Origin of the sequence: Panacibacter microcysteis (assembly GCF_015831355.1) — a bacterium.
GTDB classification, from domain to species: Bacteria; Bacteroidota; Bacteroidia; order Chitinophagales; family Chitinophagaceae; genus Panacibacter; species Panacibacter microcysteis.
Map to the genome: position 1 here is coordinate 1,075,860 of NZ_JADWYR010000002.1, position 25,649 is coordinate 1,101,508.

The window sequence follows — 25,649 nt, forward strand, 5'->3', positions numbered from 1 at the left end:
ATGAACGGGTGACGATTGTCACCCGTTTTTTTATTGATTTTTGTAGGTGTGTAACGCTGATGTATTACTATAGCACACTTACTTAAAACATGCTAACTTCAAACACAGAACCAGCCGGCGCAAGTGGCCTGCTATCATTCATCATCAATACATCAGTCATGACAAAACGAATTTATGCATGCCTTTGGTTTAATGGTAACGCGCATGAGGCTGCAACATTTTATTGCAGTGTTTTCAGGCAATCGGCCATAATGGATAAAAACAATATGGTGACGACGTTTGAAATAAACGGCACACGCTTTATGGCCCTGAATGGCGGCCCGCATTTTACATTCAGCGAAGCGATATCATTCGTGGTAGATTGCGAAACGCAGGAAGAAATAGATTACTACTGGGATAAGCTGACCGCAGACGGCGGACGCGAAAGCATGTGCGGGTGGCTTCAGGATAAATACGGGGTATCATGGCAGATTGTGCCATCAATATTACCAAAGCTTTTAAGCGATCCGGCAAAATCGCAGAAAGTGGTGCAGGCCTTTATGAAGATGAAAAAATTTGATATTGCAGTATTGGAAAATGTATAAGTAGCCGTTCAACAATTTTGTGTGCATGTTATGTTACCGGCTGCAACAATCCTCCTCACCACCTGTTGTGTCACTCACTTGTACGGCTGGCACTTTATTCAGCAAAGATCGGGCTTGTTATAATTTCCACAGCTTTCAAACCGTTCGTAGTAATAAGTGATTAGAGGCCGCGTACTGCAACTATTTTTACCTTGTTTCGTTATCAAGTCAACAGATCGCTACAGTTGCCATAAAAACGGAACCCTGAAGTGAGTGACACAACAGGAGATGCCATAAGTGCTGAAGTTTGCTACAGAAAGATTACAAACCCGGCAGAAAAAGAATTTCGTGGTTTACTTACCAGGTACAATGATCAATGACTATTGCAACGCTTTACCATTTGTGTGATTATATTGCTGGTCGAGTTTGTTTAGTATTTCCAGCAGGTTATTGGTAGTGTTGATATCAAAGCGCAGGTTATCTCTTTTCACTTCATCAAGCGCATTGTAATACACCTGCTGCTGCTCCAGGTCTTTTTTTACGGCTGTATGGATCTTTGCTGCAAGTGCCGTAGCCCCGGCACGGTAACAAGCCTCCAAAAACCCAATAGATGTGCTGTTATGGTTATTGTTTCTTGAGGCCATTCCGTATGGCAGGTTACCGGTGTTGATCATCTTATCATCGTGCTCCAGCACCTTTTTTGCATCAGCTAACCTGTCTTTAAAAATAAGATCGTATGCAAGCTCCAGGTCGGCCTTTCGTACGTTGAGTAACTGAGACCTGTTGATCTCATCAAGATAAACACCGGGAAGGTTGGCATTTCCATAACCCCAACGTTTAGGATCCATAATGAGATCGTATGTTTTAGCGGTATTTATCTCCGGGTTATTCACGGGTACAAGCCTGTATGCCATCCCATCTTTGCGGAGGTATTGCTGAAAACCGAGGTCATTAAAAGGCATCGTAAAATAGATGGGGCGTTGCCATTTATTTGCCGCAATAATATTAAGTATAGCAAGGTCGCTTTTTAGCAAAACATTCTTTGGCGGAATTTCGAACCGCATTTCTTTCAACACACTATCCTGTTCATTAGCCGTACCATTGGTACGCACTGTTTTTTCATCTACGGGAACAGATAATTTTTTTACCGGGTATGTATTGTACAGGTCACCGTCTCCCCTGCTGACCATCTTTGCCGGGTCTTCGCTGCCAACCCAGTTCTTCATCATATCATACAGATCATAATACCGGTTATCGGGGAACTGCGGCTGTGGCTGATAAAAAATATAATCTCTTTTATTGCCCTGGGTTTGTGCCGGCGACCATATCACATCTATAGGGTCGCTGTTGTTTACTTTATGTCGCAGGGAATTGATGAGCCAGTCTGTGCCAAGTAAGGTCATGATAACGATTCTTACATCAGGTCTTACGCCTTCCACCTCCTGGGCATACCACAAAGGATAAGTATCATTATCGGCGGCGGTGAATAATATTGTATTGGGAGCGCAGCTTTCGAGCATGTCACGGGCTACATCCCTGGCCAGTTGTTTCTTACTGCGGTCATGATCATCCCATTCACAGGCCGCCATTAGTAGCGGAACCAGCAAACTTGCTGCAAAAGCCGTGGTAACAATTAGTTTTGGCTGTTTCAACAATTTCAAAACAAAGGGAACAGCAAAGGCCGTAAAGGCAATAAGCAGAAATACTATCACGCCTGTCGTAATACCTGCAGCGCCGCCGTAACCCGCGATAAGAATAAACACAGTTAAGAGCCCTGCAACAAATGATGTATTTACAATGATATCTTTTAAAAGTTTGCTGTTCCACGCAACGGCCATTTCTATAAAGTATAATACGGCCAGGCCTATCCAGACTGCAAAAGCATAAAAGGAACCGGTATAAGCATAATCACGTTCGCGGGGTTGGTAGCCTGGCTGGTTAATATATATCACAACTGCCAGGCCGGTAGACAAAAACAGCAATACATTTATCAATGCATTATTACTGTTTTTCTTTACATGATACAGCAGGCCGATGATGCCGAGTATAAACGGCAACATAAACATAACGTTATGCCCTTTACTTTGCGCTATACTTTCAGGCATGGCGCTTTGATCACCATACAAAACATTGTCAATTATTGGTATGCCCGAAATCCAGTTGCCATCTCTTACGTTTCCAATAAACATACCCTGTATGTCGTTTTGTCTGCCGCTGAAGTTCCAGAAGAAATAACGGATATACATAAAGTAAGTCTGGTAGCTTAAAAAGAAGCTTACATTCTCCATGAAAGTGGGACTTCTTTCATAGGTGCCGTCCCCACTTTTACCAATACCTGCAAAGAATGCGTAATAATCTGCATGGCCCTGGTCATTACTCATGTCCCACATACGCGGAAAAATCATTTTATCTGATGGCATAAATACATAATCCACGCTCCTACCTGCCGGCAAATATTTCGTGCCGCCTTTTGAATATTTCATTTTTCCGTAGGCATAATCTACCGGCTGTGCATTAAAGGTTTGACCGTATACCAAAGGAAAATCACCATATTGCTCACGCCCAAGGTAACCTTCCAGCGCCTGCGGATTATCTACGTTAAACATATCTATAGAGGTATCTGCATTGCTTCGTATCAGCGTGGTGATGTATGTACTGTACCCAACAAACGTAAATGCAATACACCACAGGAAGAGCCTTACATGCACAAGATTTTTCTTTGCTGCAAAACCAAGCGCCCACCATAAGCCTGCTGCTACCAGCAAAAAGAAAAATGCAAAGCCGGAGAAGAACGGCATACCAAGATCATTTACAAAAAACACATCAAACGCACCGGCACCTTTTATAGAATATTGTATAACGGCCTTGAGTATAAATCCAAAAACGGCTACACCAATCATAAAAAAAATATACAGGCCGCCATACAATGCTTTCTGTTGTTTCGATATTTTTTCTGCCACATACAAAAAGGCGATACACAGCGCACCACCTGCCAGCAAAAGAACTGCCATCGTTTTATCAGCAGGAATACCCCTGGCCGCATCAGCCTGCAATTGTCCGCCGGCAATTGCCCCAATAAAAAGTACAGCAGTGCCAGCAATTACAGATCGTATGAAGTATTTTCTCAGTACAGGGTAGTTAAAGGTTTCCCTTCTTTTCAGGTAATAAACGACCACAATTACGGGTACACACAGCAGGCACAGCAAATGCACACCAATAGAAAGCCCGATCATCAGGAAGATAAATACCAGCCATTTATCTGCGCCCGGCTCATCTGCATTGCGCTCCCACTTTAGGGCTGCCCAAAACACAATAGCGGTAAACAAAGAACTCATGGCATACACTTCACCTTCTACCGCACTGTACCAGAAAGAATCTGTAAATGTTCCGGCGAGTGCGCCTACAATGCCCGCTGCAATAACAGACCATTGCTGCAGTCTGGTGATCGGTTGTGTAGTATTTTGATGCATGATCTTTACAGCAAAGTGAGTGATCGTCCAAAACAGGAATAAAATGGTAAACCCGCTTGCCACTGCACTCATAATATTTACCGCTCTTGCTGCAGTCATGGGGTCGTTACCAAAGAGAATTACAAATAATCTGCCCAGTAGTACAAACAGTGGAGCACCCGGCGGGTGCGGTATCTGCACTTTAAAACAACTGCTTACAAACTCACCGCAATCCCAAAAGCTTCCGCCGGGTTCACTTGTTAAGATGTAAACCGTACTTGCAAAAAGGCACATTACCCAGCCCGTAATATTGTTGATGGGGCTAAAGTTCATTTTACTGGTCGTTTATTGAATATATTGATGATGTACCGGGCAATAGCAAGGACCGGCAACTGTTGTTGCGTCGCACTCTTGTACTGTATATCGCTGTTCAGCGACAGCGATCCGGGTTTGCTTACGTGATCATGGTTGCATGTATGGCATTTACTGAACACTGGTTCCAAAGCGCTGCCATTACCTTTTCGAATCTTTCAAAAAGTGTTCCTGTCAATGTGTATGATGATGATGATTCCTGTGTGGTCGGCTAATCCTTTATCACCGAATGTAAGCTTGTTGCCGGCGCCTGTAACGCCAGCGTATTATCGTTATTGGTTTTGTACGATTGCAGCTTATGCCTGTTCAGGTCAACATTTACTTCTACTGAGAAGTGATTATTGCTTAAAGTTGAATCGATCAGGAAAGTGATGGCATTATTATCAACTGTCTTGTAACCACTGCGCTGCAACAGCGTCTTGAGCCTGTCGCGTTCGTTTTTGATCAGCGCAATGGAAAATGTTTTACCCGTTTGCAGAAAGCTTTTGCTTTCTGCCTGTTTTACAATCATCGCCACCTGTGCATCGGGTATGGCATAGCTAACCTGGCTTAAAATATACACTTCTTCCGGTGTATGATACACTGTGTTACTATCTTCCCTGAATGCCACCATGAGCAATGCCAACAATGGTACAATCATCAGTATTTTAAGCAGGTGCTTTTTAGAGCTTTTCTCTTTGTTCATCATATAAATCCGGCTCTTAAGCCCGGTAAAGTTGAAACTGCTTACAACCGGCAATGAGTAACCAGCCACCTTCAGCAACATATACTGGTAATTCTTTTTTTCTGCGCCGGCATTCACTACGCCTTCATCTGCCAGAAATTCGAGGTTTTGTTTCACACACATTTTTATCAGCCATACAAAAGGGTTGTACCAGTTTAGCATACACACCAGTTCTGACAATAAAATATCGATCGTATGTTTTTGTTGAACGTGTACAGATTCATGCTGCAATATCTCTTTCAGTTCTGTTGCCGTATGCTTGTCTTTATTAAGATAGATCACGTTACCAAATGAAAAAGGAATAATGTCGTGGTTAATGTGATACAGTTTGATGTCTTTTGTTTTGCCAAATAACACCGCGTTACGTACCAGTTTTTTAAATGACAATAACTGCAGCATAAAATATACGGCACATACTGCCATACCGGTAAAAAACAATGTAACCAATACACCTTCTGCAAAACTGTTTATACGGTCAGCCGGTATAAGCAGTTGCGTTGCTTTGCTCATGGCTGGTATATTGCTCAGCAGCACAGAAGTATTGATCGTTTCATCAGTTACAAAAGCCTGAATATTTATCAGCGGCATAACAAAAGCCAGCAACGAGGCGCACAACAAAAAGAAGCGGTTAAACCTGTACCGTGTAAGCTGCCGAAGCAGGGCATAATAGAAAAGATAAACTACCGCATAACAGGCGCTGAGTTTCAGGAGGTATGATATGAATACTGCCATACGTTTACTTTTTCTTATTTTGGTTTTCGATCATTTCTATAATATCCTGCAGGTCTTTTGATTTGAGCTTTTTCTGCTGCACAAAAAAATTGACCATTTCTTTATAGGAATTGTTGAAATAATTTTCAATAAAGCCACTCATAAAGGTTTGCTTATAAGCTTCTTCCGTTACCGCTGCCGCATAGATATACGTATTGCCCAACAACCTGCTGCTTACGAAACCTTTTTTCTCAAGGTTTTTTACGGTTGAAGCCAGTGTGGTGTATGGTGCCTTTGGTTCTGGCATTTCCTGCAAAAAGGTTTTAACGCTGCCCTCTCCTGTTTGCCAGATAACCTGCATCAGCTCTTCTTCCTGCGGTGAAAGCTTTTCCATTCTACGAATTTTTCGTAAACCTACGAATATTTCGTAAAAGTGCAGTAAATTTTATTCGCTAAAATTTTGTTAGTGTGCAGCAAGACTGTAACCGGCGTGCTGAATAATGAACAGAACGATGAACGTAGTGCGACGCAACAGGCGCCCAATAGCAGTACTACAGCCCGTCACCAAAAAATTACTACCGGGCGTTTTTATTCAACATGCGCGGTCATTTACCAACTTAAACTAAAGGCCGCAATACTCATAAAGAAGAAGTCTGAATATGTGCGATGCCAAAAATTATTCAGGTATCGCCTGCATTGCTACTATTGAGCTTTTGTTGTGTCACTCACTTGTACGGCTGGTTCATTACCCGGCAAATGCGGCCGCGCCAATAATTACCTGCCCCTTTAAATGCAAGTTTTACCGATTGCGTAAACCGTGTTCCCGTTACCGTAAACGAAAACTGTTGTTTCGTTGTTCTTTTGCAGCCTGAAAAGGAACTTATGAGATCATTAATCTATAGCTTACTGGCGATTTTTATATTTAGCACGGCCAATGCACAACAAACAGCAACAGGAGAAATAAACGGGAAACTACTTACGCAGGATGGAAAGCCTGCTGCTTATGTAACTATTTTTCTTAAAGACACCAGGCTCAAAACAATAAGTGGTGAAGATGGCTCTTACGCATTTCAACAGGTACCTGCAGGTAATTACATACTCATCACTTCGTTTGTGGGGCTTGAGTCTCAATCAAGGCCAGTTGTGATGGCTGCGGGAGAAAATAAAACCGTTGATTTTAACCTGAAAGAAAATGCGGTAGAGCTGCAGGAAGTAATTGTAGCAACCGGCAAAAGTGTTAATGAGCGTAACACGAGCATTGGTAAAATGCCTGTAGCAATAAGAGAATTACCACAAAGCGCTGCTATAGTAGGTGAAGCTTTGATACGCGATCAGCAGGCACAGCGCCTGAGTGATGTGATCAAGAATGTAAACGGCGTATATCTTGGCACAACGCGTGGCAGCACCCAGGAAACATTTTTTGCACGTGGTTACAACCTTGGTGCGTATAATATGTTTAAAAACGGCGCCAGGGTTAATACCGGCGTTATGCCCGAAATGAGCTCGCTCGAAAAAGTAGAAGTATTGAAAGGCAGCGCAGCAATACTGTATGGCAATGTTGCGCCGGGTGGTATTGTGAATATGGTAACTAAAAGACCGAAGTTTAATTTCGGAGGCGAGGTTTCGTTACGCGCAGGCAGTTTTGGCCTGGTAAAACCGTCTTTTGATGTATATGGACCACTGTCATCATCTGTTGCTTACCGTGTAAATGGCACTTACGAAACAACCAACAGTTATCGTGATAATGTTAGCTCTGCGCGTTATTATGTAAACCCTTCTTTGCTGTTTAAATTGAGCGGGAAAACAGAGCTTACCGTACAGGGCGATTACCTGTATTCGAACTTTACGCCAGACTTTGGAATAGGCTCTGTCCTTACAGAACCCAACCAGCTTGCTGACTTACCACGCAATGCATTTCTTGGTACGCCATGGCAGTATAATAAGGCACAGCAGGCGACTGCATCTGTAAACCTCCGGCATAAATTCAATGATGCATGGACGCTGAACAGCAATGTATCTTACCAACAATTCAACCGTGATTATTACTCTATAGAAAGAGTGCAAATACAAACCAACGGCGATTTTTACCGTCCCCTGAATAAAATATTGTCAGAAGAAAATTATTATACCGCGCAGGTTGATGTTACCGGCAAATTCAATACCGGCAGACTGAAACACGTGCTACTTGCCGGTGCTGATGCAGAACGTTACCTTACATCAACCTATGGATTTACAAACCCCACAGTGTATGATACAATTAATGTGTTTGATGCTGCCAAATATGTTCCCAGGACAGACATTCCGGCTGCAGACAGGAAAACGCTGATCAAAACACCGATCAATCGTGTGGGTTTTTACGTGCAGGACCTCGTAGCAATAACCCCTAAGCTGAATTTACTTGCCGGCGTACGTTGGTCTATGCAGGAATCACCGGCTAATACCACCAGCTACCTGTTGTATAATGACAGCACCACAAAAGGTACTTACAAGGCAGACAGGGCATTCTCGCCAAGATTGGGCTTGGTGTATAAGCCAACCAACAGCACTTCATTATTTGTAAGTTATGCAAGTTCGTTCTCTCCCAACACCGGTACAGATATATACTTTAATGCCTTGTCTCCGTCTATTATAGATCAGTATGAGGCTGGTATTAAAAATGAATTTTTTAACGGTGCGCTTACTGCTAATTTAACCTTGTATTATATCAGGAATAACAACCTGGCACAAACCGCGCAGTTTGATAGCAGCGGCAATGTAAACAGCAATACAAACCTCAAAGAACTGGTGGGCCAGACAGGCAGCAAGGGTATAGAATTGGACCTTGCTTATAATCCTGCACCGAACCTGAATATCGTGGCTGGCTATAGCTATAATGATATGCGTTACGTAAAGACACCAGATTCCAAAGGAAGCTACATAGAGGGTGAGCGCCTTGTAAGCACACCGCAACATACAGCAAACGGAAGTATCTTTTATACTTTTAATACCCTTGCATTGAAAGGTTTCAAGATCGGCGCGGCGGTTTTTTACACGGGTAAACGTTTTGCAGGCTGGAACAATACCGTTGGCCAAACACAAACCTACTCCAGACTTATACCGGTAAGCGGTTTTACAACTGTTGATCTTACAGCTGGCTATACTTACAAACATATTTCTGTATTGGCCAAACTGTCAAATATCACAAATACGCTTAATTATTACGTACATGAGAATTATAGCGTAAACCCGATTGCGCCACGGCAGGTGATAGCAACTGTATCGTACCGATTCTAATGATAAAAACGTTCAACGGGCAGCTTCGCTGCCCGTTGATTTTTGAGGAAAATTGTGTATGAAATTATTTTTTCGCTATATTCATCTTTGGTTGAGCCTTGCGGCCGGATTGGTAATCCTGATTTGTTGTTTGACCGGTGCAATACTTGTATTCCAGAAAGAACTGGAACAAACATTTTACAGCGAAAGATATTTTGTTGAGCAACAACGCAACAAACTTCCGGCAAAAACGTTATTAGACGCGGTAAAAAAGGCCCAGCCCTCGGCTAAGATAAACAGCCTCAAAACGTACACAGACCCTGCACGCAGTGCGGAGATCAACATAAGTATACCTGACGATCACCAAAAAGCAAAGGACCAGCACGCACCGGGCAATAAAAATCCCGGTGCTCCTTCCGGAAGACCTCCATCATTTACCGTTTTTGTAAATCCTTATACAGCAGCAATTCTTGAAACTTATAATCCACGCGAAGGCTTCTTTTTCCAGGTAATGAGTTTGCATCGTTGGTTGCTTGGCGATAGTGAAGGCATTGGAAAAACCATTACCGGCATAGCTACGCTTATTTTCCTGTTTATTCTGATTACCGGTATTATTCTTTGGTGGCCAAAAACCAACAAAATACTTGTACAGCGTTTAAAAATAAAACGCAATGCCGGCTGGAAACGCTTTAACCATGACCTGCACATCGTGCTGGGTTTTTACAGCGCTATATTCCTCTTTATCTTTTCGTTTACGGCGCTTGCATGGTCATTTGAATGGTTCAACAACGGTATTTACACAGTAACCAATTCACCTTTACAGCCACCGGCGCCGCCTAGGTCAACCTATATTCCCAATCAAAAAACAATTGATTTTGATATTGCGTTGAGCGCCGCAAAAAACACTTTTACAGCTGTGCAGTACTACAATATCAGTAAGCCAAAGGATTCGATTGCACCCATTATAGTTACCGCTTTAAGCAACCATGCCCCGCATGAATCGGCTGGTGATGCCGTTTACATTGATCAGTATTCGGGCAAAGTACTTGGCACTTTACGCTTTTCAGAGAAAAGTTTAGGCAGCCGTGTGCGCTCAACATTCAGGCCTGTGCATGTAGGCAGTATTTATGGAACGCCTTCAAAGATCATTGCTTTTGTCGTTTGCCTGTTAGGTGTAAGTTTTCCTGTTACCGGCATTGTTATGTGGGTCAACAGGCTCAGGAAAAAGAAACACAAGCGGCAGTCTAAACCGACCGCAAACATTGGTGCCACTACAGAAGTTGCGTAGTATTCAGCATTGCAAATCCGGGAATACCAGCCTGCGCTGGTCTTCGGTTACAGCACAAGATGAAATTTGCAGAACAGCCTGTATATGCGAACCACCATGATGCAGATATGTGCGACTTACTAAAAAATGTTTTATGTAAGTTTACGGTTGTTTCAATAAAGGATTATGCAACTATCTTACACTATTGCCACGATTCATATCATCACTTTCGGCCTGGGTTTTTACAGCATATGGGCACGCGCAGATGCATTGAAAAAACTACACGATCCACATGGATTGAAAGATGTATTTAAAGCAGACAATTTATGGGGGCTTGCATCTTTGCTATGGATCGTAACCGGCTTATGGCGTGCGTTTGGCGGCCTTGAGAAAGGCAGCTACTATTACCTTCACAGCAATGCTTTTATTGCAAAAATGACGCTGTTCCTGCTGGTATTTATACTGGAGATCAAACCAATGATTACGCTTATCAAATGGCGCAGACAGCGCAAAAAAAATGAACCGATCAATTTTTCACCGGCAAGGCAACTTGCAAGGCTTAGCCACATAGAACTCGGCCTGTTGGCCATAATAGTATGCCTGGCTACAGCTATAGCAAGAGGTATGTGGCAGTAGCAACACCCGTTACCAAGTTTAATTTAAAATTTTATGTACCGGGCAGCATTACTGCACTCATCGTTCCTTGCGTCGCACTCTTGTACAACACAACATTATTCAGCGTAGTCTACAGTCAGGTTCAATCATTACCTAATGGCTTATAACCTGGTGAATGGTTGCCGGTGCGTTATATTGCTGTTCAGATAAGCTAACTGCCGTTGTTATAATTGCATCATATTAACTTTACAAAAAGTACCTGTTATGACAAAAACTTTTATTGGTATGGGCTTACTGGGATCGAATTTTGTAAAGGCCATGCTGCAAAAAGGAGACACCGTACATGTATGGAACAGAACAGTTGAAAAAGCAAAAGTGCTGGAACAATTTGGCGCCACAGCATTCGACGATATAAAAGATGCAGTGCATCTTGCTGATATTATCCACATCACGTTAAAGGATGACGCAACTGTTGATGAGGTGCTTGCCAGCGCAGCGAAAGGTTTTAAAGCCAATGTTGTTTTGATTGATCATACCACAACCTCCGTTTCCGGCGCTATAGAAAGAACGGCATATTGGAAAAGCAAAGGATATACTTATTTACATGCACCTGTATTTATGGGACCCGCCAACGCCCTGGAAAGCTCGGGTTTTATGCTTGTATCTGGAGACCAGCAGGTAATTGCCGCTCATGAAACAATGCTTGCTAAAATGACCGGCAAGCTGCTAAACTTTGGCAGCGATGAAGGCAAAGCTGCAGGTATAAAATTATCGGGCAACCTGTTTCTTTTATGCATTACGACAGGTCTTTCAGATGCGCTGGCGCTTGCAAAGGCACACAACATAAAACCGGCAGAACTGCAGGAACTTTTCAACCATTGGAATCCTGGTGCAACCGCCCCTGCAAGACTGAAAAAAATAGTTGATGCAAACTTTCATGAACCTTCGTGGGAGTTGAATATGGCGCGTAAAGATGCTGGTTTAATGCTCGACGCAGCAATCAATGCCGGTAAACCACTCGCCGTTATTCCTGCTATCGCAGCTGAGCTGGACAGGTGGATTGCCAAAGGTCATGGCACGGATGACTGGAGCGTGATCGGGAAAGATAACCTGTAGTATACATCATGGCATTGCATAAAAACTTACGTCAATCCCTCACAGGTGGAATTTGTTTGGGGCTGCGTAAACACAGCGCTACAGTTGCCATGTAAACCGAACGTACAAGTGAGTGACACAACAGGCGATGCCATAAAAAACAGCAGCCCGTAACCAGCTTTCTTTTCTTATCTGCTAATCATCTAAAAATTGATCGATTATTTGAGCAGTGTACGAATGATGCCAGGTACCGTTCTCCAACGATTCAACGGTGCCAAGATAATTGCCATGATTGCAGGGCAGGATAACCAATTCCGCACCGGGAATTTTGCGGTACATCTCTACCGCGTGTTCAACACTTGCTACATCATGTGTGCCGTTGATGATTAATACAGGCTTGTTAATGCTGCCTATAACATCATCCGGCCAACCGGTAAAGTTTTTCATGCGTTCTACATCTTTATAAAACATATTTTCGAATGCACTGATGTCGTTGCGCACGTTTAAAAAACCGGTTTTAAGTGGCGGTGGCATCATCTCTAACGTTGCGTTGTTGAAACCCTCCCAAAACATTGCAGGTACTGCTTCGCGCTTGTAAAAAGCAGATGCGATGATCATTTTATAAACAATGCCCGGGTGCCGCAATGCAAGCTCAAACAAGGTTTGGCCACCATTGCTGAAACCCAGAAAATCAGCCGTATCAACCTGTAAAAACGCAAGCAGTGCTGCCACATCATCCGCATCCTGCGTAAAACTTAAACTGACGGGTCTGTCACCTGTTCTGCCATGCGCCTGGAGATCCATGGCAATCACCTGCCGGTGTTTAGCCAGCAATGGAATGATGTTTTCAAAACATGTCTGGATAGTCGAGCCTCCGCCATGTATCAGGACAAGCGGCCGGCCGTTGCCATATACCTCGTAATACATGTTAATGCCATTGATGGAAGCGTATGCACGGGTGACGTTGTCTTCTTTCATGTTGTAACAGTTACATCGTAAATATCTGTAAATAGCTCTTATGGGTTTATGCTATAAGCGACAAAAAGAAGGGAGATTGCGACATTTTCATGCAAACTATGGCACGCACCAAAAAAAGGCTTTAAGACTACCTGGCAAGGCAACCGTATAATTTTTATCAGGCATCATTCAATCCTTTGCCGGCCATTATTTGCGGTAGATATTTTTCAATCCTGGCCATGCGTGTCCTGCTTTGCTTTGCCTGTGCAAAATGCAGCAGGTATGCACGCTGGCGGCCAGGTGTAAGTGCTTCAAAAGCTGCTTTTAGCGGCGTGTTCTTTTCCAACAACGTCTCAAACTCTGCAGGCATTTCAAAGGCTGCAGTCTCCCTGAGTTTAACCTGCAGTCCTGCTTTTTCCACCTCAATGGCCTGGTATATGTATGCTTTTATTACCGTTTTGTTTGCCGTAATTTCTTTTGCTGATGTAAAGCGTATTTGCCTTGCAGCCTGTACATTCTTTGTTTGCTGTACCAGCATATCGTTTGCATCATGCAACAGTGCGCCTTTGAAAAACAAAAGTGCACAATACTCTTTGAAGCCATGTATGAGTACAACATTATGGCTATTGAAAGTGTAACATGGGCAACCCCATTTCAATGTTTCTGCAAGACCGCAGTCTAACGCAATCGTGCGTAATTTTTTATAGGCATCCTGCCATTGTGTTTCTTCGTCAAAAAAGAAATCGGTTTCCGGGTTCATTAATATCTTTTTATTTAGCTGAAAACAGTTTTTTATCTGCCGGTCTGAAATACCATGAAACAATGGAAAGCAATATGAGCAACACAGGGCCAAAGAATTCTATGGCTTCATCGTTCATGGCAAGATGAGAGAAGACAGCCCCTGTCATTACAAAAATAAAGCCTGCATAAGCCCATTCCTTTACCAGGGCAAGCTTAGGCACAAGCACAGCAATTACTCCGGCAATTTTCCAGGCACCAATTATGGTAAGGAAATAAAGCGGGTAACCGAGATGAGTAATGACTGCCACTTCTTTGTCCATCTTCATGAGCTGCACTATTCCTGTAGATAACATACCGAGCGATAGCCACGCTGTGGCCACCCAGTATATGATTTTATTGCTTTTGTTCATACCGTTTATTGTAGTTTAGTCATAATATCCTGTATACGGTTGTGGGCCCAGTTAATGCCCTGTGCAAAGGGCAGTTTCAAGATTTCATTACGCATGTAAACAGATTTGTAAATTACATGCATCGTTAGTTTGCTGGTCTCTTCCGTCAATGCTTCAAACGCTAAAAATTCCAGGCTTACATCAAATGGCGTTTGCTCCATTTCAAAGGTTCTTATAATAGATTCATTTTGCTTAAAAGCATGTATGGCGCCGCTGAAATAATGCTTGTTACCCTTTGGGTCTGTTGTTTCAAAACGATAGCTGCCGTAATTTCTGCAGTCTAGTATTAGTACTTTCGTGTTCATCCATTGCGCCACAATCTCAGCATCTTCATATGCTTTAAAGAGCAACTCAACGGGCAGCTCAAATATTCGCGTAATCGTTAATTCCTGGCGGTTTTCTTCTGCATGTATTTGTGTTTTCATTTCCATAGCGTTACTTTTTGGTTTTATATTTTTTCATGATGTTTTCAAGCTTATTAAACCTGTTTTCCCACAACAGGCGGAATGGCTCTATAAAATCTGCGATCTCTTTCATCTTGCCTGCATTTAAGTGATAGTATACTTCTCTCCCGTTTTGCTGCTGCTGCAGTAATTCGCATTCGGTAAGTATCTGTAAATGTTTGGATACCGTAGGCCTTGCCGTATCGAAGTTGGCGGCAATGGCACCTGCAGTAAGCGATTGTGATGCAACGAGCAGCAGTATGGCCCTGCGTGTTGGGTCTGCTATTGCCTGGAACACATCTCTGCGTAAATTCATTATGTAGCTATTTGACTACAAATTTATATGTAGCCATTTAACTACGCAAATTTATTTTTGGTTACCGGCACCAGTGCATAGCCCGGCACCTGTTGTGTCACTCACTTGTACGTTCAGCACTTTATGGAACTGTAGCGATCAGGGCACAGGCCGCATCACGCATCTGCTGTTCTGCAGTATGTAATAAAGGAGAGATTAATTAAATGCGCAGTAAACCGCGGAAGCCTCTTGCAGCATAATAAGATTCTGCACCGTTGTGATAAACAAAAACAGTATTATAGCGCCGGTCGCAAAATAATGCGCCACCCAATGTGCGTATTGCCGGAGGTGTGGCAATCCAACTGGACGTTTTGGTATCGAAAACGCCAAGACCCTGCAGCAGCCTGTACATTTCTTCATCCAATAATTCAATGCCCATTTCTGCTGCTGACGCCACTGCACTGCCAGCGGGTTTATTTTCCTTACGCGCATTTAAGGCATCAGTATCATAGCAAAGGCTTCTGCGGCCTTTTGGGCTTTCAGGAGCACAATCGCAAAAAATATATGCATTTGTTTGGCTGTCGACATGTATTACATCAGGCTCGCCGCCTGTAATCTCCATCTCATTGAGCGACCACATTTTTCCGGGGCTGGCCTGCAGTTTTGCCTGCACATCTTTCCATACTATCGACTTATGGCGGGCCATGTTTTTTTCAAACCGGTTTTGTAAGGTGTGCAACAAAGATTGCTGCACTTTTTTTGACAATTGATGTTGGGTTGGCATTGTACAATCGTTTACCTGGTAAAAATAATATAACACAGTTTGTGTATTGCTGGTAATTATGTGATAAATTTATTTACATGAACAACAGGAAAAAAGCCTTACAGGTTTTATACATAGCGGCTGCAATACTTACGGCGCTCTGCTATATCAAAGACATCAGCAACTGGTTGCTTTAAACGTGTGCGCCGCTTTGCCGGCTGCGTTGTAAGCTATGCAGTATCGCTGTTGCATAGCGTTATACAGTACAAGTGAGTGACACAACAGGCGATGCCACAAGCACCGCTGCCGGCTACCAAAAAAACAGTTTATAACCTGCTGCTGCAATATTTGCAGAACACTGCATCATCATCATGCCCTTCCCTGCCGCAGTTTGGACAAGCTTCATGTTTCTGTAGTTTACTTCTTGCAGCCATTGCCATCTCTGTAGTGACGATACCGGTAGGCACGGCAATTATTCCATACCCAAGCAGCATGATGATACTGGCCACAAATTTACCAAGCGGTGTAACGGGCGATATATCTCCGTACCCAACTGTAGTGATTGTTACAATAGCCCAGTATATACTATCTGGTATGCTGCTGAAACCATTTTGTCCTCTTTCTACAAGGTACATGACGGAACCAAGTATTATCACAAGCGTAAAAACAAAGAACATAAAGATGCTGATCTTACGCAGGCTGGAGCTGATGGCCACACCTAAAAATTTCATTTCGGCAATGAAATAACTTAGTTTGAAAATGCGGAAAATGCGCAGCAGGCGTAGTGCGCGCAACACCAGCAAAGACTGCGCTCCTATATAGAAAACGCTGAGGTAAGTTGGTACAATAGATAACAGATCGATAATACCCAGAAAGCTTGCAAGATAATGTGCAGGGCTTTTGACGCTGATAAGGCGCAATATGAACTCAATGGTAAAAAGAATGGTAAATGCCCACTCGAGCCGATAGAATAGCTGCCCGTGCTGCAAATGCAGCGTAGCTACGCTGTCTGCCATTACGATAACGATGCTTGCAACAATAGCAACCAGCAGTGCAATATCGAAGAGCCTTCCTGCTTTTGTATTAGATTCAAAAATAATTTCATGCAGCCGTGCTTTCCATGTTCGTTCTTCGTTAGCAGCCATAGCGAATACTTATATCTTAAAGGTAGGCCATAAGATTATAAGAATAACATGAAGGCATCAACATATCATGCTGCTACCTGATAACTGATGGCAGGAGATAATCAGTAACAATTTTGTTTACCTGGTCGTGGGCATAATATGCACCGTAAGCTTTGGCAGTAACAACAATAACAAGCGGCAGGTCTTTAAAGATAAAAACACTGTTGCCGCCATTGCCGGCACAGTAATATGCTTCGTAAGATTTTCCGTTTACTTCGAATGACCTGTTCCAGAAAAGATAACCGTAGTATTCACCGTTACGATTGGTAACAGGCAACTGGTGGGTAAACGTTTTTTTCACCCATTGGGCAGGTACAAGTTGTTGGCCATTCCAAACGCCGTTGTTCTTATACAATTGACCATACTTGGCAAGATCGAGTGTATTCAATTGCAGGCTGCCGGCAGTGTTGGGAACATGTTGCGGTGTGTATTGCCATTGATAACGGGTGATACCAAGCGGGAGAAAGAAATTTGTACGGGCATACTGCCCGAGCCCGCCGGGTAGCTTTTTGTTCAGAATATCACCGAGCAATATAACACCCGCGGTGAAATAATGCCACGAGGCTTTCGGCCGCGAATTATTTACAGGTAAATCAAGCGTAAACCTGACCCAGTCGTTTGTGGGATACATGTTTTCTTCGTTACCGGGTGATTGTGGATCGCTGTCATCTCCGTCGAAACCGGCACTCATGGTCAGCAGTTGTTTAATGGTAACACTCTCTTTTGCGGGGCTATAGTTTTTGTAATCCTTTAAACTATAAAAAGCTTTCAGTGGTACAGACTCATCTTGTATTAGCCCGTCCCTGACAGCCATTCCCATAAAAGTGGAAGAGAAAGATTTGCCCACAGATCGTGTATCGTGCAAAGTATTCCTGTCTGCGCCATTGAAATATTCTTCGATAAGCAGTTTACTGTTTTTTATTACCACAATGCTGGTGATATTCCTGAAAACATTCTCATGGATATTTGCGATCAATCGTTTAATTCCTGCTGTATCAAAAGCATCATTGCTCACGTGAAAGCCATTGTAAGGTGCAGGTTTATGTAACCTGATTTTGGCAATGTCAATCGTCGGTTTGCGGTTTACAATAAGCGGAAGATCTCCAGAAGCGATCAGTTTGCTGGTGAGAACTTTGCCGGTGTCTATATATACACGTAATTCTATTCGTAAAAGATGTTTCCCTTCTGTTAAGGCACTATCTCCGCCGTAGTACATAAACCTGTTCCATAAAGACTGGCTCCAGATGGAATTTTCTCTCTTATTATCAATAAACGGTTTGCTGATCAGTGTGGCACTGTCCTGTACAGCAGCCTGCGGGGCACCCGTAATAAGGTTACTGGTATGCACATGGTGACCGTCAATATAAAAAGCAAACTGGTAGTTTCCTTTCTTGTTGAGTTCATCTGCTGGCAAATTTGGTGCAAGCCCGTGCAGGTAGTTAGTCGCCGAATTCCCCAGGAACGCCGTAAAGAAAAGATCGCTTTTATTGGTGAATTTGCAGGCAGTTAAAAAATCTTCCGTACTTATCGTATCTGTGTTCACAAATGTTGCCGTGAAGATAATACGGCCAATATTGTTCTTATGAACGTCAGTCAATATACGCGAAGGCGTAACGATATTGTCTACCTGGGCAAAGCTGCAGTGAACTGAAAAAATCATCATCCATATCAACACCGGCATTCTCATTATTCATTGTTTGATAACAAAATTACCGCTGCATTACCGGATAAAATAGAACAGGATTAACGTTGAAGTATTCAATGAAGCAGTTTTCTGTAAGCCAGCGGGCGAAGACCTGTATACATTTTAAAGCACTTTATAAAGTGGCTCTGGTCTGCAAATCCACATTCGTATGAAATATTTGCAAGCGAATATTTTTTTAAAGGAAGTAAGGCGAAGGAACGTTGCACTTTCAACATTCTTATATATGCGCTTATGTTGCAGCCAAAATATTTCGAAAAATCCCGGCAGAGGTGAGCCGGATGTATGCCTGTTTCACCAGCAAGTGTTGTCAACGAGATATTGTCATTATAACCATCATGCAATATTTCCCTGATTACATTTACCCACTTTGGTTTGTGTGCACCGGTGTTGTTACTTGTTAAATATAAATGCGAAAAAGCTTGCAGCAAAAGGCTCTCAATACCAATGGCAGATTCTTTATCACTCATTGCTGATTCGCAGAACATTTTGTGAAACAATAGTTTTACTGACGGATCGCTGATGCACCTGTTGCCTTCTAGTGTAGTGTTCTCTAAAAACTGTTTCATCCAGCGATCTTCAATTTCTATATGAAAACCCCTTGTATATACCGGCGCTTTCAGATTGTAGTGTGGCTCCTGCCAGTTGTGAAACAACAGTGAGCCTGGGGTACAGGTAAGGGTTTCGGTTTTATTGATCTCCTTTACGCAACCCTGTAAAATAAAAGTAAAATACGCATGCTCATGATAATGCCAGTCAACTTTGTCGTGCGTATATACAGTATCTGTAACGGTAAGGCCATTGAGCAATAAAGTCTTTGTCGTCTCACCAAAAAACTGGCCACCTGCTAATTGCTGCATGGGTTGTGTAAGATAAAATTGTTTATAAATTCCAAGGCGCACACTTTTTCTTCAACACGTTTATTTTTTTCTCCAGGTGGAGGGTATTTTGGCGCTTTCTCCTGATTGGCGTTATGTTGCCCTTATATACATTCAATAGTATATAACCAGCATCACTGACTACAGGTATTTTTCTACCAATGTTTTTGTCTTGCGGATACCCTCCGCTTCATCCTGTGTATTGCCTTCAAACTCCACACCGATGTAACCTTTAAAACCTGCATCTTTTACAATTTTCATCAACCTGTCGTAATCCATTAATGGTTGGTTCCCGTTACTGTCAAAATCGTAGGTTTTCGCACTTACGCCTTTTGCATAGGGCAGCATTTCTGCAACACCTTTGTAACGGTCATATTCGTCTTTACAGCCACCCTGTGTTGTGCCCCAGGGGTGCGAAATACAAAAATTACCAAAATCGGGCAGGGTACCTACATTAGGCTTACCAACCTGTTTCATTACATCGGCCAGCCAAAAACCTTTTGAAGAGTCGCTGCCGTGGTTTTCTACCACTACGTTTATATTCATTGGAGCTGCAAATTCGCATAGCCTTGAAAGCGAATCTACCGAAGCAGTTTTTTTATCATCGCTGTCGCCGGAGCCATGCAGGTTTACCCTGATCGTTTTGCAACCAAGCAGTGCCGCGGCCTCTATCCATTTTTTATGATTATCTACTGCCTGTAAACGTTGTTTATCACCAGGCAGCGCCAGCGATCCTTCGTCGTCAATCATTAAAAGATGGTTGTATACACCGGCATCCTTACTACGCCTGAGCAATTCCTTCAAATAAGCAGCATTTTTTCCGGCTTCTTTAAAATGCATTTTTTTACCACCAAAAAATCCATTCACATATTCCACAGCATCAATCCCGAAATCATTTTTTGCCGTTGCCGGAAAATCAAGGTGGTCAAGCTTTCCAGACTGCAGTGCCCTGTGTAAAGACCACTCAGCCAAAGAAATTTTTAGTCCCGCATCTTTGGCAGCGGCAAATAAAGATGGCTTTACAAACATTGCGGCTGCGCCTAACATTGTCTGTTGCAGGAACTTTCTTCTGTTATTCATACCAGGCATTTAAAATAAAAGGTAATAAAAATTAATTAGTACAACATAAAGATTACGTCAAACAGCGGCCGGGTTGTGCAGGCAATGAATATTATAATGTACCCGGCTGAAGGTTATATGGCATCGTCCCTTGCGTCGCACTCTTGTACTGGTGATACTTTATGCAGCAAACGCGAAGAACGAAGCGTAGACTAAGCCCAATCAAGATACCATATTACGCCGGCGTGTATGCCTAATGCTTCATTTGCTATACAAAGCTGCCTGCAATCATTACGCGATCTATAAGATCAGACCCAAAAGCATATGGCAGGTAGTCTATAGATGTGATCGGTTTTGTAAAAATTAAATTCGCTTTTTTACCAGCGGTTATACTACCCATTTCGTTCTGTACTTCCATGGCAAAAGCTGCATTTTGTGTAGCTGCATTAATGGCTTCGGCAGGCAACATTTTCATTTGTATGCAACTCAGCGCTACTACAAAGTTCATATTGCCACTTGGAGATGAGCCGGGGTTAAAATCAGAAGCAAGTGCTATTGCGCAGCCGCTGTCTATTAACTGTCTTGCAGGCTGGTATTGCATGCGCAAAAAAAATGCGGCCGTGGGCAACAATGTTCCGATCGTGTTACTGTTTGCCAAAACCTGTACATCATTATCAGTCATTGTTTCGAGATGATCGACAGAGACAGCCTTCAGCTCAACTGCAGCCTGTATGCCGCCAATACTGTTTAGCTGGTTTACATGCAATTTAGGTTTTAACCCGTAGTCTGCACCGGCATTACATACACGTATCATTTCATCTACACTAAAGAAACCCTGCTCGCAAAATACATCAATATAATCTGCGAGGTTTTCTTTGGCTATACCAGGCAACATTTCGTTTATAATAAGATCTATGTAACCCTCGTGGTCATTTTTAAATTCTGCAGGAAAAGCGTGAGCGCCAAGAAAAGTTGCTTTTACAGGTATTTGTGCAAATGTTTCTTTCAGCCTTTTTATAACGCGCAGCATTTTCAGTTCTGCAGCTACCGTTAAACCATAACCACTTTTTATTTCAACAGCACCCGTACCAAGTTTAATGAGCTCGCTTAAACGCATCGCTGCTTTTTCATACAACTCATTTTCTGAAACGTTTTGCAATTTTGCAGCAGAGTTTAATATGCCGCCACCTTTGGCCGCAATTTCAGCATAAGTCTTACCTTTTAACTTATCAACAAATTCTTCTTCCCTGCTGGCAGCAAATACGAGGTGTGTATGGCTGTCGCACCAGGCGGGCAAAATGGTGGCACCATTTGCATCAACAATTTCTGCACTGGTATATTGCTGCAACTCAATTTCGATCATGCTGCCAAATTGTTTTATACAACCGTTCTCTACAAGCAAAAATGCATTCGTGATGGTTTGTATTGTTGCCAGCGCAGCACCACGCAGTATGGTATTATTTTGCTGTATACCGGCGAGGCAACCGATATTGATGATAAGCTGTTGCATGGCGCAATATTACAGGTTTTACATTGATGATTTTTGCAAAGTTGTTTTAGCACGGCGTGATTTACGGCGTACACGAGACAGGGTAAGATCAGAGAAATTAGTTACGGAAAAGTTTATATGTCAGCTACCGGTATTAACTGTAAGCTAATTGCTGAAACAGATCGCTGTAGCTGCCATATTAACCAAAAGTACAAGTGAGTGACACAACAAAAGCTTCATTGAAAAACAACAGCCTGCTACAAAATAAAAAAGCAGGTAATTGTAACTACCTGCTTTCTTATAAAAATATTTAACAGGCTACAACAAATGCTGGATAACCGCATGGTTGAGGCCACTTGTGCCAACCGTGTTATAGAAACCCTTCATGTAAAGCGTGTATGCTTTTTGAGATTTCAACTCCAGCGCATCGATGGTTTTGAAAGGTGTGCCGCTGCCGATAAGGAAAAATTCTACTTTATATGTTCCTGCTTTTAGCGTTACAAATTTCTGGCGGTCGGTGTTTGTGGCCTGGTCGTTGAATGACCGGCCTGTTTCTTCGTACACCTGCGAAGTGGTGGTGTTAGTGAATTTTACATTGTGCACAATAAGGTTTGGACTAAAATCAAGGTAACGAATCTGCACAGAGTCTACATTTGGCGTAGAAAAATTATCGTCAACTGCTACGGCTTTCATGCGGCTGGCAGAATCGATAAAATACACGCTGTATAGTTTTGCCGTATCGAAACTGAATGCCTTGGTTACATAGTAAGTTGTTTTACCTGTTTCAGCTACTTTAAACTCGTAGTTACCCGGCAATGCATACGCGTAACCCGTGTCTGTGCCGTAAGGAATATTTTGCAGTGAGAGCTGGCTGTTGATGTAAACATCCGTGTTTGGCGCATCAGGCGAAGCTTGTATTACAAAAAATGCGGTAGGCAAAGGTTGTGGAGGAGTATCATTTTTTGAACAACTAAACAGCAGTACAGCAGACAGGGCAACAAGCAAATAGTTAAGTCGTTTGATCATTTGTCGTTTTTTTAAATTTTGCAAATATAATATTAAGACAGTGTATACTATAGAACGTTGCATTACAGTCAAATGTGAGTGAGAAAAGTTAAAAAAATGTTTGAACGCAATTCCAGTACTTTTGAAAGACAAACATTGTTATGCCGCACGAAAGTATTTCCGTATTTGATATGTTTAAAATCGGCGTGGGTCCTTCCAGCTCCCACACTCTCGGCCCGTGGCGTGCAGCGTTGCGTTTTTTAGATACACTTCAGGCTGGTTACAGGCTGGAAGACGTACTCGATGTACAGGTATTGCTCTACGGCTCCCTCGCTAAAACGGGCAAAGGTCATGGTACCGATATAGCTGTGATACTCGGTTTGTGCGGTGATGACCCGGTAACGATTGACGTTAACAGTATAACCCCTAAAATACAGGACATAAATACCACCAACAAAATGCTGCTGGCCGGAAAGGTGACTATTGACTTTGAGCCTGTAACGGATGTGGCTTTCCTGTTCTCTGAAAGCCTGCCTTTTCATCCCAACGGATTAACTTTTTTGGCGCAGTTCAACAATGGTGACAGTATAAGTGAAACATATTATTCTATTGGCGGCGGATTTGTGGTAAAAGAAGGTGAGGGAAATAACAGGGATGCCAGTGTAGAACTGCCATTCCCGGTTAATACAGCTAATGATCTGCTACACTGGTGTATTAAAACAGGCTTATCTATACATGAGGTGGTAATGGAAAATGAACATGCATGGCGTGGCGAACAATCTACAAAAGACGGCGTACTACAGATATGGCAGACCATGAGAGCGTGCATGTACCGGGGCTGCCATAATAAAGGTGAGCTGCCGGGTGGTTTGCATGTAAGAAGAAGGGCTTTCGACCTGAATAAAAAACTTATTGGCGGACAGTCTTATAACAACTATGAAAGCTGGATTGAGGCCATCAGGAATGGCGGGAACAGTTTTCAGTATATTTTGGACTGGGTTAGTTGTTTTGCATTGGCAGTTAATGAAGAGAATGCGGCTTTTGGACGGGTAGTTACGGCACCTACCAATGGTGCAGCCGGCGTTATTCCTGCCGTATTGCAGTACTTCATCGTGTTCTGCAATGGTTATGACGAAAGCAGGATCATCAATTTCCTGCTTACCGCCTCGGAGATCGGCAGCATTTTTAAAAAAGGTGCTACCATTTCTGCAGCCATGGGTGGTTGCCAGGCTGAAATCGGTGTATCTTCTGCAATGGCGGCTGCAGCATTAACGGAAAGTCTTGGCGGCACTCAAAAACAGGCCATGATGGCAGCGGAAATAGCGATGGAACACCATCTTGGTTTAACGTGCGACCCTATTGGCGGGCTGGTACAGGTGCCGTGTATTGAACGTAATACAATGGGTGCCATAAAAGCGATAACGGCCAGCCAGCTTGCCTTACAGAGTACGCCGGATTATGCCAAAGTAAGCCTTGATAAAGTAATTAAAACCATGTGGGATACGGCACTTGATATGAACAGTAAATACAAGGAAACTGCTGATGGTGGTCTTGCTGTTAACATCCCGATAAGCCTGAGTGAATGTTAGATCTTATCTGGGTAATATAGTATAACGCTATTATAATACATATTCTCCATTTACAGGCGTAATCGGTGCAGGAATATCTTCTTCGCCCAACATTTGCAGCAGATCTATTTCTATGTTCCTGGTGATCTGGTTGAGTGGTATGCCTGCCACGTTATTTTCAAAAGGGTCAACAAGACTCATACCATTGATCTGTGTAGATACAAAAATGAAACTGAGCAGCCAGCTAATGAAAATTGACCATGGCCCCATGGTTTGGCTGGTTACAAAAGCAATTGCCACCACAAAAATCCAGATAAAGACCTTGGTAAGATAGCTGTATGTTGTAGGGAAAACGGTTTTCTTGATTCTTTCACTCATACCCATTTCATCAGAAAATTTTGTGAGCAGGCTATCCATTTGTATAAAACGAAAACCATCGATGCTGTTGTTGGCGAGCAACATCTTTAAATCCCGGGATTGCCACTGCAACAGTATATTGTGTGTATTGGTGTAGCTGCGAATGTGTTCTGCTTCATCATCTGTCAGATACCTTGTATAACCGTTTGTGTCTGCACCACGCAAGGCCGCTTTTAATGCATACAAAAAAGCAAGATGACGATAAACCAGCCTTTGCTGTACAGGTGCAATTGCTGCACCATCATTGCCTTGCTGTACATAGCTCATTACACTTCTGGCCCATGAGCGGGAGTCATTTACAATTGCGCCCCATATTTTACGTGCCTCCCACCAGCGGTCATATGCCTGGTTATTGTTAAAACCTATAAAGAAGGCAATAGCTGTACCCATAACAGTTGGTACAATAGCGGGTATTTCTATATGGTACTTGACAAACTCGTTGTGAAAAAAGTAAACAAGCGAGCAGGTTATGAGCATAATAATATCTACCTGCCATGTATTCTTTAATATCCTGGTGATGCGTATATTTCTAACAATTAGCATATTCTATGTTTGAATGACTTTCCTGATCAAAGCCCTATACACATAAATTATTCCAGTTATAAACGCCCTTGTTATATTAAAGACGGTGTTTATTTTTTTCAACACAAA

General features: G+C 42.8%; 22 protein-coding genes. 6 read left to right on the forward strand and 16 right to left on the reverse strand.

Annotated features, from left to right (window positions below; translation table 11 throughout):
• Nucleotides 1-89 precede the first annotated feature (89 nt).
• Entirely contained in the window at nt 90-584 is a 495-nt protein-coding gene (locus I5907_RS16305) for a VOC family protein (RefSeq protein ID WP_231402137.1), read from the forward strand.
• 359 nt (nt 585-943) lie between these two features.
• Here the strand turns inward: I5907_RS16305 and I5907_RS21720 are convergent, their stop codons facing one another.
• From I5907_RS21720 to I5907_RS16320, 3 genes are all read right to left on the reverse strand, one after another.
• The gene (locus tag I5907_RS21720; protein ID WP_231402138.1) at nt 944-4,345 is read right to left on the reverse strand and encodes a glycosyltransferase family 117 protein; all 3,402 of its coding nucleotides are present in this window, start codon (nt 4,343-4,345) and stop codon (nt 944-946) included.
• Between the two features lie 250 nt (nt 4,346-4,595).
• The gene (locus I5907_RS16315; RefSeq protein WP_196991868.1) at nt 4,596-5,840 is read right to left on the reverse strand and encodes a M56 family metallopeptidase; all 1,245 of its coding nucleotides are present in this window, start codon (nt 5,838-5,840) and stop codon (nt 4,596-4,598) included.
• A 4-nt stretch (nt 5,841-5,844) separates the two neighbouring features.
• Nucleotides 5,845-6,213, reverse strand: a complete 369-nt coding sequence (locus tag I5907_RS16320; RefSeq protein WP_196991869.1) for a BlaI/MecI/CopY family transcriptional regulator — start codon at nt 6,211-6,213, stop codon at nt 5,845-5,847.
• A gap of 488 nt (nt 6,214-6,701) precedes the next feature.
• Here I5907_RS16320 and I5907_RS16325 point away from each other — a divergent pair, with 488 nt between their 5' ends.
• From I5907_RS16325 to I5907_RS16340, 4 genes are all read left to right on the forward strand, one after another.
• Nucleotides 6,702-9,092: a TonB-dependent siderophore receptor gene (locus tag I5907_RS16325; RefSeq protein ID WP_196991870.1), complete on the forward strand. Its 2,391-nt coding sequence runs from the start codon at nt 6,702-6,704 to the stop codon at nt 9,090-9,092.
• A gap of 58 nt (nt 9,093-9,150) precedes the next feature.
• The gene (locus tag I5907_RS16330; protein ID WP_196991871.1) at nt 9,151-10,359 is read left to right on the forward strand and encodes a PepSY-associated TM helix domain-containing protein; all 1,209 of its coding nucleotides are present in this window, start codon (nt 9,151-9,153) and stop codon (nt 10,357-10,359) included.
• Between the two features lie 165 nt (nt 10,360-10,524).
• The gene (locus I5907_RS16335) at nt 10,525-10,974 is read left to right on the forward strand and encodes a DUF2214 family protein (protein ID WP_196991872.1); all 450 of its coding nucleotides are present in this window, start codon (nt 10,525-10,527) and stop codon (nt 10,972-10,974) included.
• Nucleotides 10,975-11,217: 243 nt separating this feature from the next.
• Nucleotides 11,218-12,069: an NAD(P)-dependent oxidoreductase gene (locus I5907_RS16340; RefSeq protein WP_196991873.1), complete on the forward strand. Its 852-nt coding sequence runs from the start codon at nt 11,218-11,220 to the stop codon at nt 12,067-12,069.
• A gap of 174 nt (nt 12,070-12,243) precedes the next feature.
• Here I5907_RS16340 and I5907_RS16345 read toward each other — a convergent pair whose 3' ends face one another.
• From I5907_RS16345 to I5907_RS16400, 12 genes are all read right to left on the reverse strand, one after another.
• A complete protein-coding gene (locus I5907_RS16345) occupies nt 12,244-13,026 on the reverse strand; it encodes an alpha/beta fold hydrolase (protein WP_196991874.1) in 783 nt (260 codons plus the stop codon).
• 157 nt (nt 13,027-13,183) lie between these two features.
• Nucleotides 13,184-13,765 (reverse strand): YdeI/OmpD-associated family protein, encoded by a 582-nt coding sequence (locus I5907_RS16350; protein WP_196991875.1) that lies wholly within the window; start codon nt 13,763-13,765, stop codon nt 13,184-13,186.
• Between the two features lie 10 nt (nt 13,766-13,775).
• A complete protein-coding gene (locus tag I5907_RS16355) occupies nt 13,776-14,156 on the reverse strand; it encodes a DoxX family protein (protein WP_196991876.1) in 381 nt (126 codons plus the stop codon).
• Nucleotides 14,157-14,161: 5 nt separating this feature from the next.
• Complete coding sequence (locus I5907_RS16360; RefSeq protein WP_196991877.1) at nt 14,162-14,626, reverse strand: SRPBCC domain-containing protein; 465 nt, start codon at nt 14,624-14,626, stop codon at nt 14,162-14,164.
• A gap of 4 nt (nt 14,627-14,630) precedes the next feature.
• Nucleotides 14,631-14,954: an ArsR/SmtB family transcription factor gene (locus I5907_RS16365; RefSeq protein WP_196991878.1), complete on the reverse strand. Its 324-nt coding sequence runs from the start codon at nt 14,952-14,954 to the stop codon at nt 14,631-14,633.
• Nucleotides 14,955-15,153: 199 nt separating this feature from the next.
• Nucleotides 15,154-15,717: a DUF4256 domain-containing protein gene (locus tag I5907_RS16370; protein ID WP_196991879.1), complete on the reverse strand. Its 564-nt coding sequence runs from the start codon at nt 15,715-15,717 to the stop codon at nt 15,154-15,156.
• A 305-nt stretch (nt 15,718-16,022) separates the two neighbouring features.
• Nucleotides 16,023-16,841 (reverse strand): ion transporter, encoded by an 819-nt coding sequence (locus I5907_RS16375; protein WP_196991880.1) that lies wholly within the window; start codon nt 16,839-16,841, stop codon nt 16,023-16,025.
• 73 nt (nt 16,842-16,914) lie between these two features.
• A complete protein-coding gene (locus I5907_RS16380) occupies nt 16,915-18,567 on the reverse strand; it encodes a serine hydrolase domain-containing protein (protein ID WP_196991881.1) in 1,653 nt (550 codons plus the stop codon).
• Between the two features lie 71 nt (nt 18,568-18,638).
• Entirely contained in the window at nt 18,639-19,442 is an 804-nt protein-coding gene (locus I5907_RS16385) for an AraC family transcriptional regulator (RefSeq protein ID WP_196991882.1), read from the reverse strand.
• A gap of 159 nt (nt 19,443-19,601) precedes the next feature.
• Nucleotides 19,602-20,540: a sugar phosphate isomerase/epimerase family protein gene (locus I5907_RS16390; protein ID WP_196991883.1), complete on the reverse strand. Its 939-nt coding sequence runs from the start codon at nt 20,538-20,540 to the stop codon at nt 19,602-19,604.
• 247 nt (nt 20,541-20,787) lie between these two features.
• A complete protein-coding gene (gene hutI, locus I5907_RS16395; RefSeq protein WP_196991884.1) occupies nt 20,788-22,029 on the reverse strand; it encodes an imidazolonepropionase in 1,242 nt (413 codons plus the stop codon).
• 297 nt (nt 22,030-22,326) lie between these two features.
• Nucleotides 22,327-23,034, reverse strand: a complete 708-nt coding sequence (locus I5907_RS16400) for a DUF4397 domain-containing protein (RefSeq protein WP_196991885.1) — start codon at nt 23,032-23,034, stop codon at nt 22,327-22,329.
• Nucleotides 23,035-23,174: 140 nt separating this feature from the next.
• Here I5907_RS16400 and I5907_RS16405 point away from each other — a divergent pair, with 140 nt between their 5' ends.
• Nucleotides 23,175-24,602: an L-serine ammonia-lyase gene (locus I5907_RS16405; RefSeq protein WP_196991886.1), complete on the forward strand. Its 1,428-nt coding sequence runs from the start codon at nt 23,175-23,177 to the stop codon at nt 24,600-24,602.
• A 30-nt stretch (nt 24,603-24,632) separates the two neighbouring features.
• Here I5907_RS16405 and I5907_RS16410 read toward each other — a convergent pair whose 3' ends face one another.
• The gene (locus I5907_RS16410; protein ID WP_196991887.1) at nt 24,633-25,541 is read right to left on the reverse strand and encodes a bestrophin family protein; all 909 of its coding nucleotides are present in this window, start codon (nt 25,539-25,541) and stop codon (nt 24,633-24,635) included.
• Nucleotides 25,542-25,649 lie beyond the last annotated feature (108 nt).

What these genes read in the sequence shown, in the direction of transcription:
- I5907_RS16305 (WP_231402137.1), top strand. Translation starts at nt 90, where the DNA reads ATGCTAACTTCAAACACAGAACCAGCCGGCGCAAGTGGCCTGCTATCA.
- I5907_RS21720 (WP_231402138.1), bottom strand. Translation starts at nt 4,345, where the DNA reads ATGAACTTTAGCCCCATCAACAATATTACGGGCTGGGTAATGTGCCTT.
- I5907_RS16315 (WP_196991868.1), bottom strand. Translation starts at nt 5,840, where the DNA reads ATGGCAGTATTCATATCATACCTCCTGAAACTCAGCGCCTGTTATGCG.
- I5907_RS16320 (WP_196991869.1), bottom strand. Translation starts at nt 6,213, where the DNA reads ATGGAAAAGCTTTCACCGCAGGAAGAAGAGCTGATGCAGGTTATCTGG.
- I5907_RS16325 (WP_196991870.1), top strand. Translation starts at nt 6,702, where the DNA reads ATGAGATCATTAATCTATAGCTTACTGGCGATTTTTATATTTAGCACG.
- I5907_RS16330 (WP_196991871.1), top strand. Translation starts at nt 9,151, where the DNA reads ATGAAATTATTTTTTCGCTATATTCATCTTTGGTTGAGCCTTGCGGCC.
- I5907_RS16335 (WP_196991872.1), top strand. Translation starts at nt 10,525, where the DNA reads ATGCAACTATCTTACACTATTGCCACGATTCATATCATCACTTTCGGC.
- I5907_RS16340 (WP_196991873.1), top strand. Translation starts at nt 11,218, where the DNA reads ATGACAAAAACTTTTATTGGTATGGGCTTACTGGGATCGAATTTTGTA.
- I5907_RS16345 (WP_196991874.1), bottom strand. Translation starts at nt 13,026, where the DNA reads ATGAAAGAAGACAACGTCACCCGTGCATACGCTTCCATCAATGGCATT.
- I5907_RS16350 (WP_196991875.1), bottom strand. Translation starts at nt 13,765, where the DNA reads ATGAACCCGGAAACCGATTTCTTTTTTGACGAAGAAACACAATGGCAG.
- I5907_RS16355 (WP_196991876.1), bottom strand. Translation starts at nt 14,156, where the DNA reads ATGAACAAAAGCAATAAAATCATATACTGGGTGGCCACAGCGTGGCTA.
- I5907_RS16360 (WP_196991877.1), bottom strand. Translation starts at nt 14,626, where the DNA reads ATGGAAATGAAAACACAAATACATGCAGAAGAAAACCGCCAGGAATTA.
- I5907_RS16365 (WP_196991878.1), bottom strand. Translation starts at nt 14,954, where the DNA reads ATGAATTTACGCAGAGATGTGTTCCAGGCAATAGCAGACCCAACACGC.
- I5907_RS16370 (WP_196991879.1), bottom strand. Translation starts at nt 15,717, where the DNA reads ATGCCAACCCAACATCAATTGTCAAAAAAAGTGCAGCAATCTTTGTTG.
- I5907_RS16375 (WP_196991880.1), bottom strand. Translation starts at nt 16,841, where the DNA reads ATGGCTGCTAACGAAGAACGAACATGGAAAGCACGGCTGCATGAAATT.
- I5907_RS16380 (WP_196991881.1), bottom strand. Translation starts at nt 18,567, where the DNA reads ATGAGAATGCCGGTGTTGATATGGATGATGATTTTTTCAGTTCACTGC.
- I5907_RS16385 (WP_196991882.1), bottom strand. Translation starts at nt 19,442, where the DNA reads ATGCAGCAATTAGCAGGTGGCCAGTTTTTTGGTGAGACGACAAAGACT.
- I5907_RS16390 (WP_196991883.1), bottom strand. Translation starts at nt 20,540, where the DNA reads ATGAATAACAGAAGAAAGTTCCTGCAACAGACAATGTTAGGCGCAGCC.
- hutI (WP_196991884.1), bottom strand. Translation starts at nt 22,029, where the DNA reads ATGCAACAGCTTATCATCAATATCGGTTGCCTCGCCGGTATACAGCAA.
- I5907_RS16400 (WP_196991885.1), bottom strand. Translation starts at nt 23,034, where the DNA reads ATGATCAAACGACTTAACTATTTGCTTGTTGCCCTGTCTGCTGTACTG.
- I5907_RS16405 (WP_196991886.1), top strand. Translation starts at nt 23,175, where the DNA reads ATGCCGCACGAAAGTATTTCCGTATTTGATATGTTTAAAATCGGCGTG.
- I5907_RS16410 (WP_196991887.1), bottom strand. Translation starts at nt 25,541, where the DNA reads ATGCTAATTGTTAGAAATATACGCATCACCAGGATATTAAAGAATACA.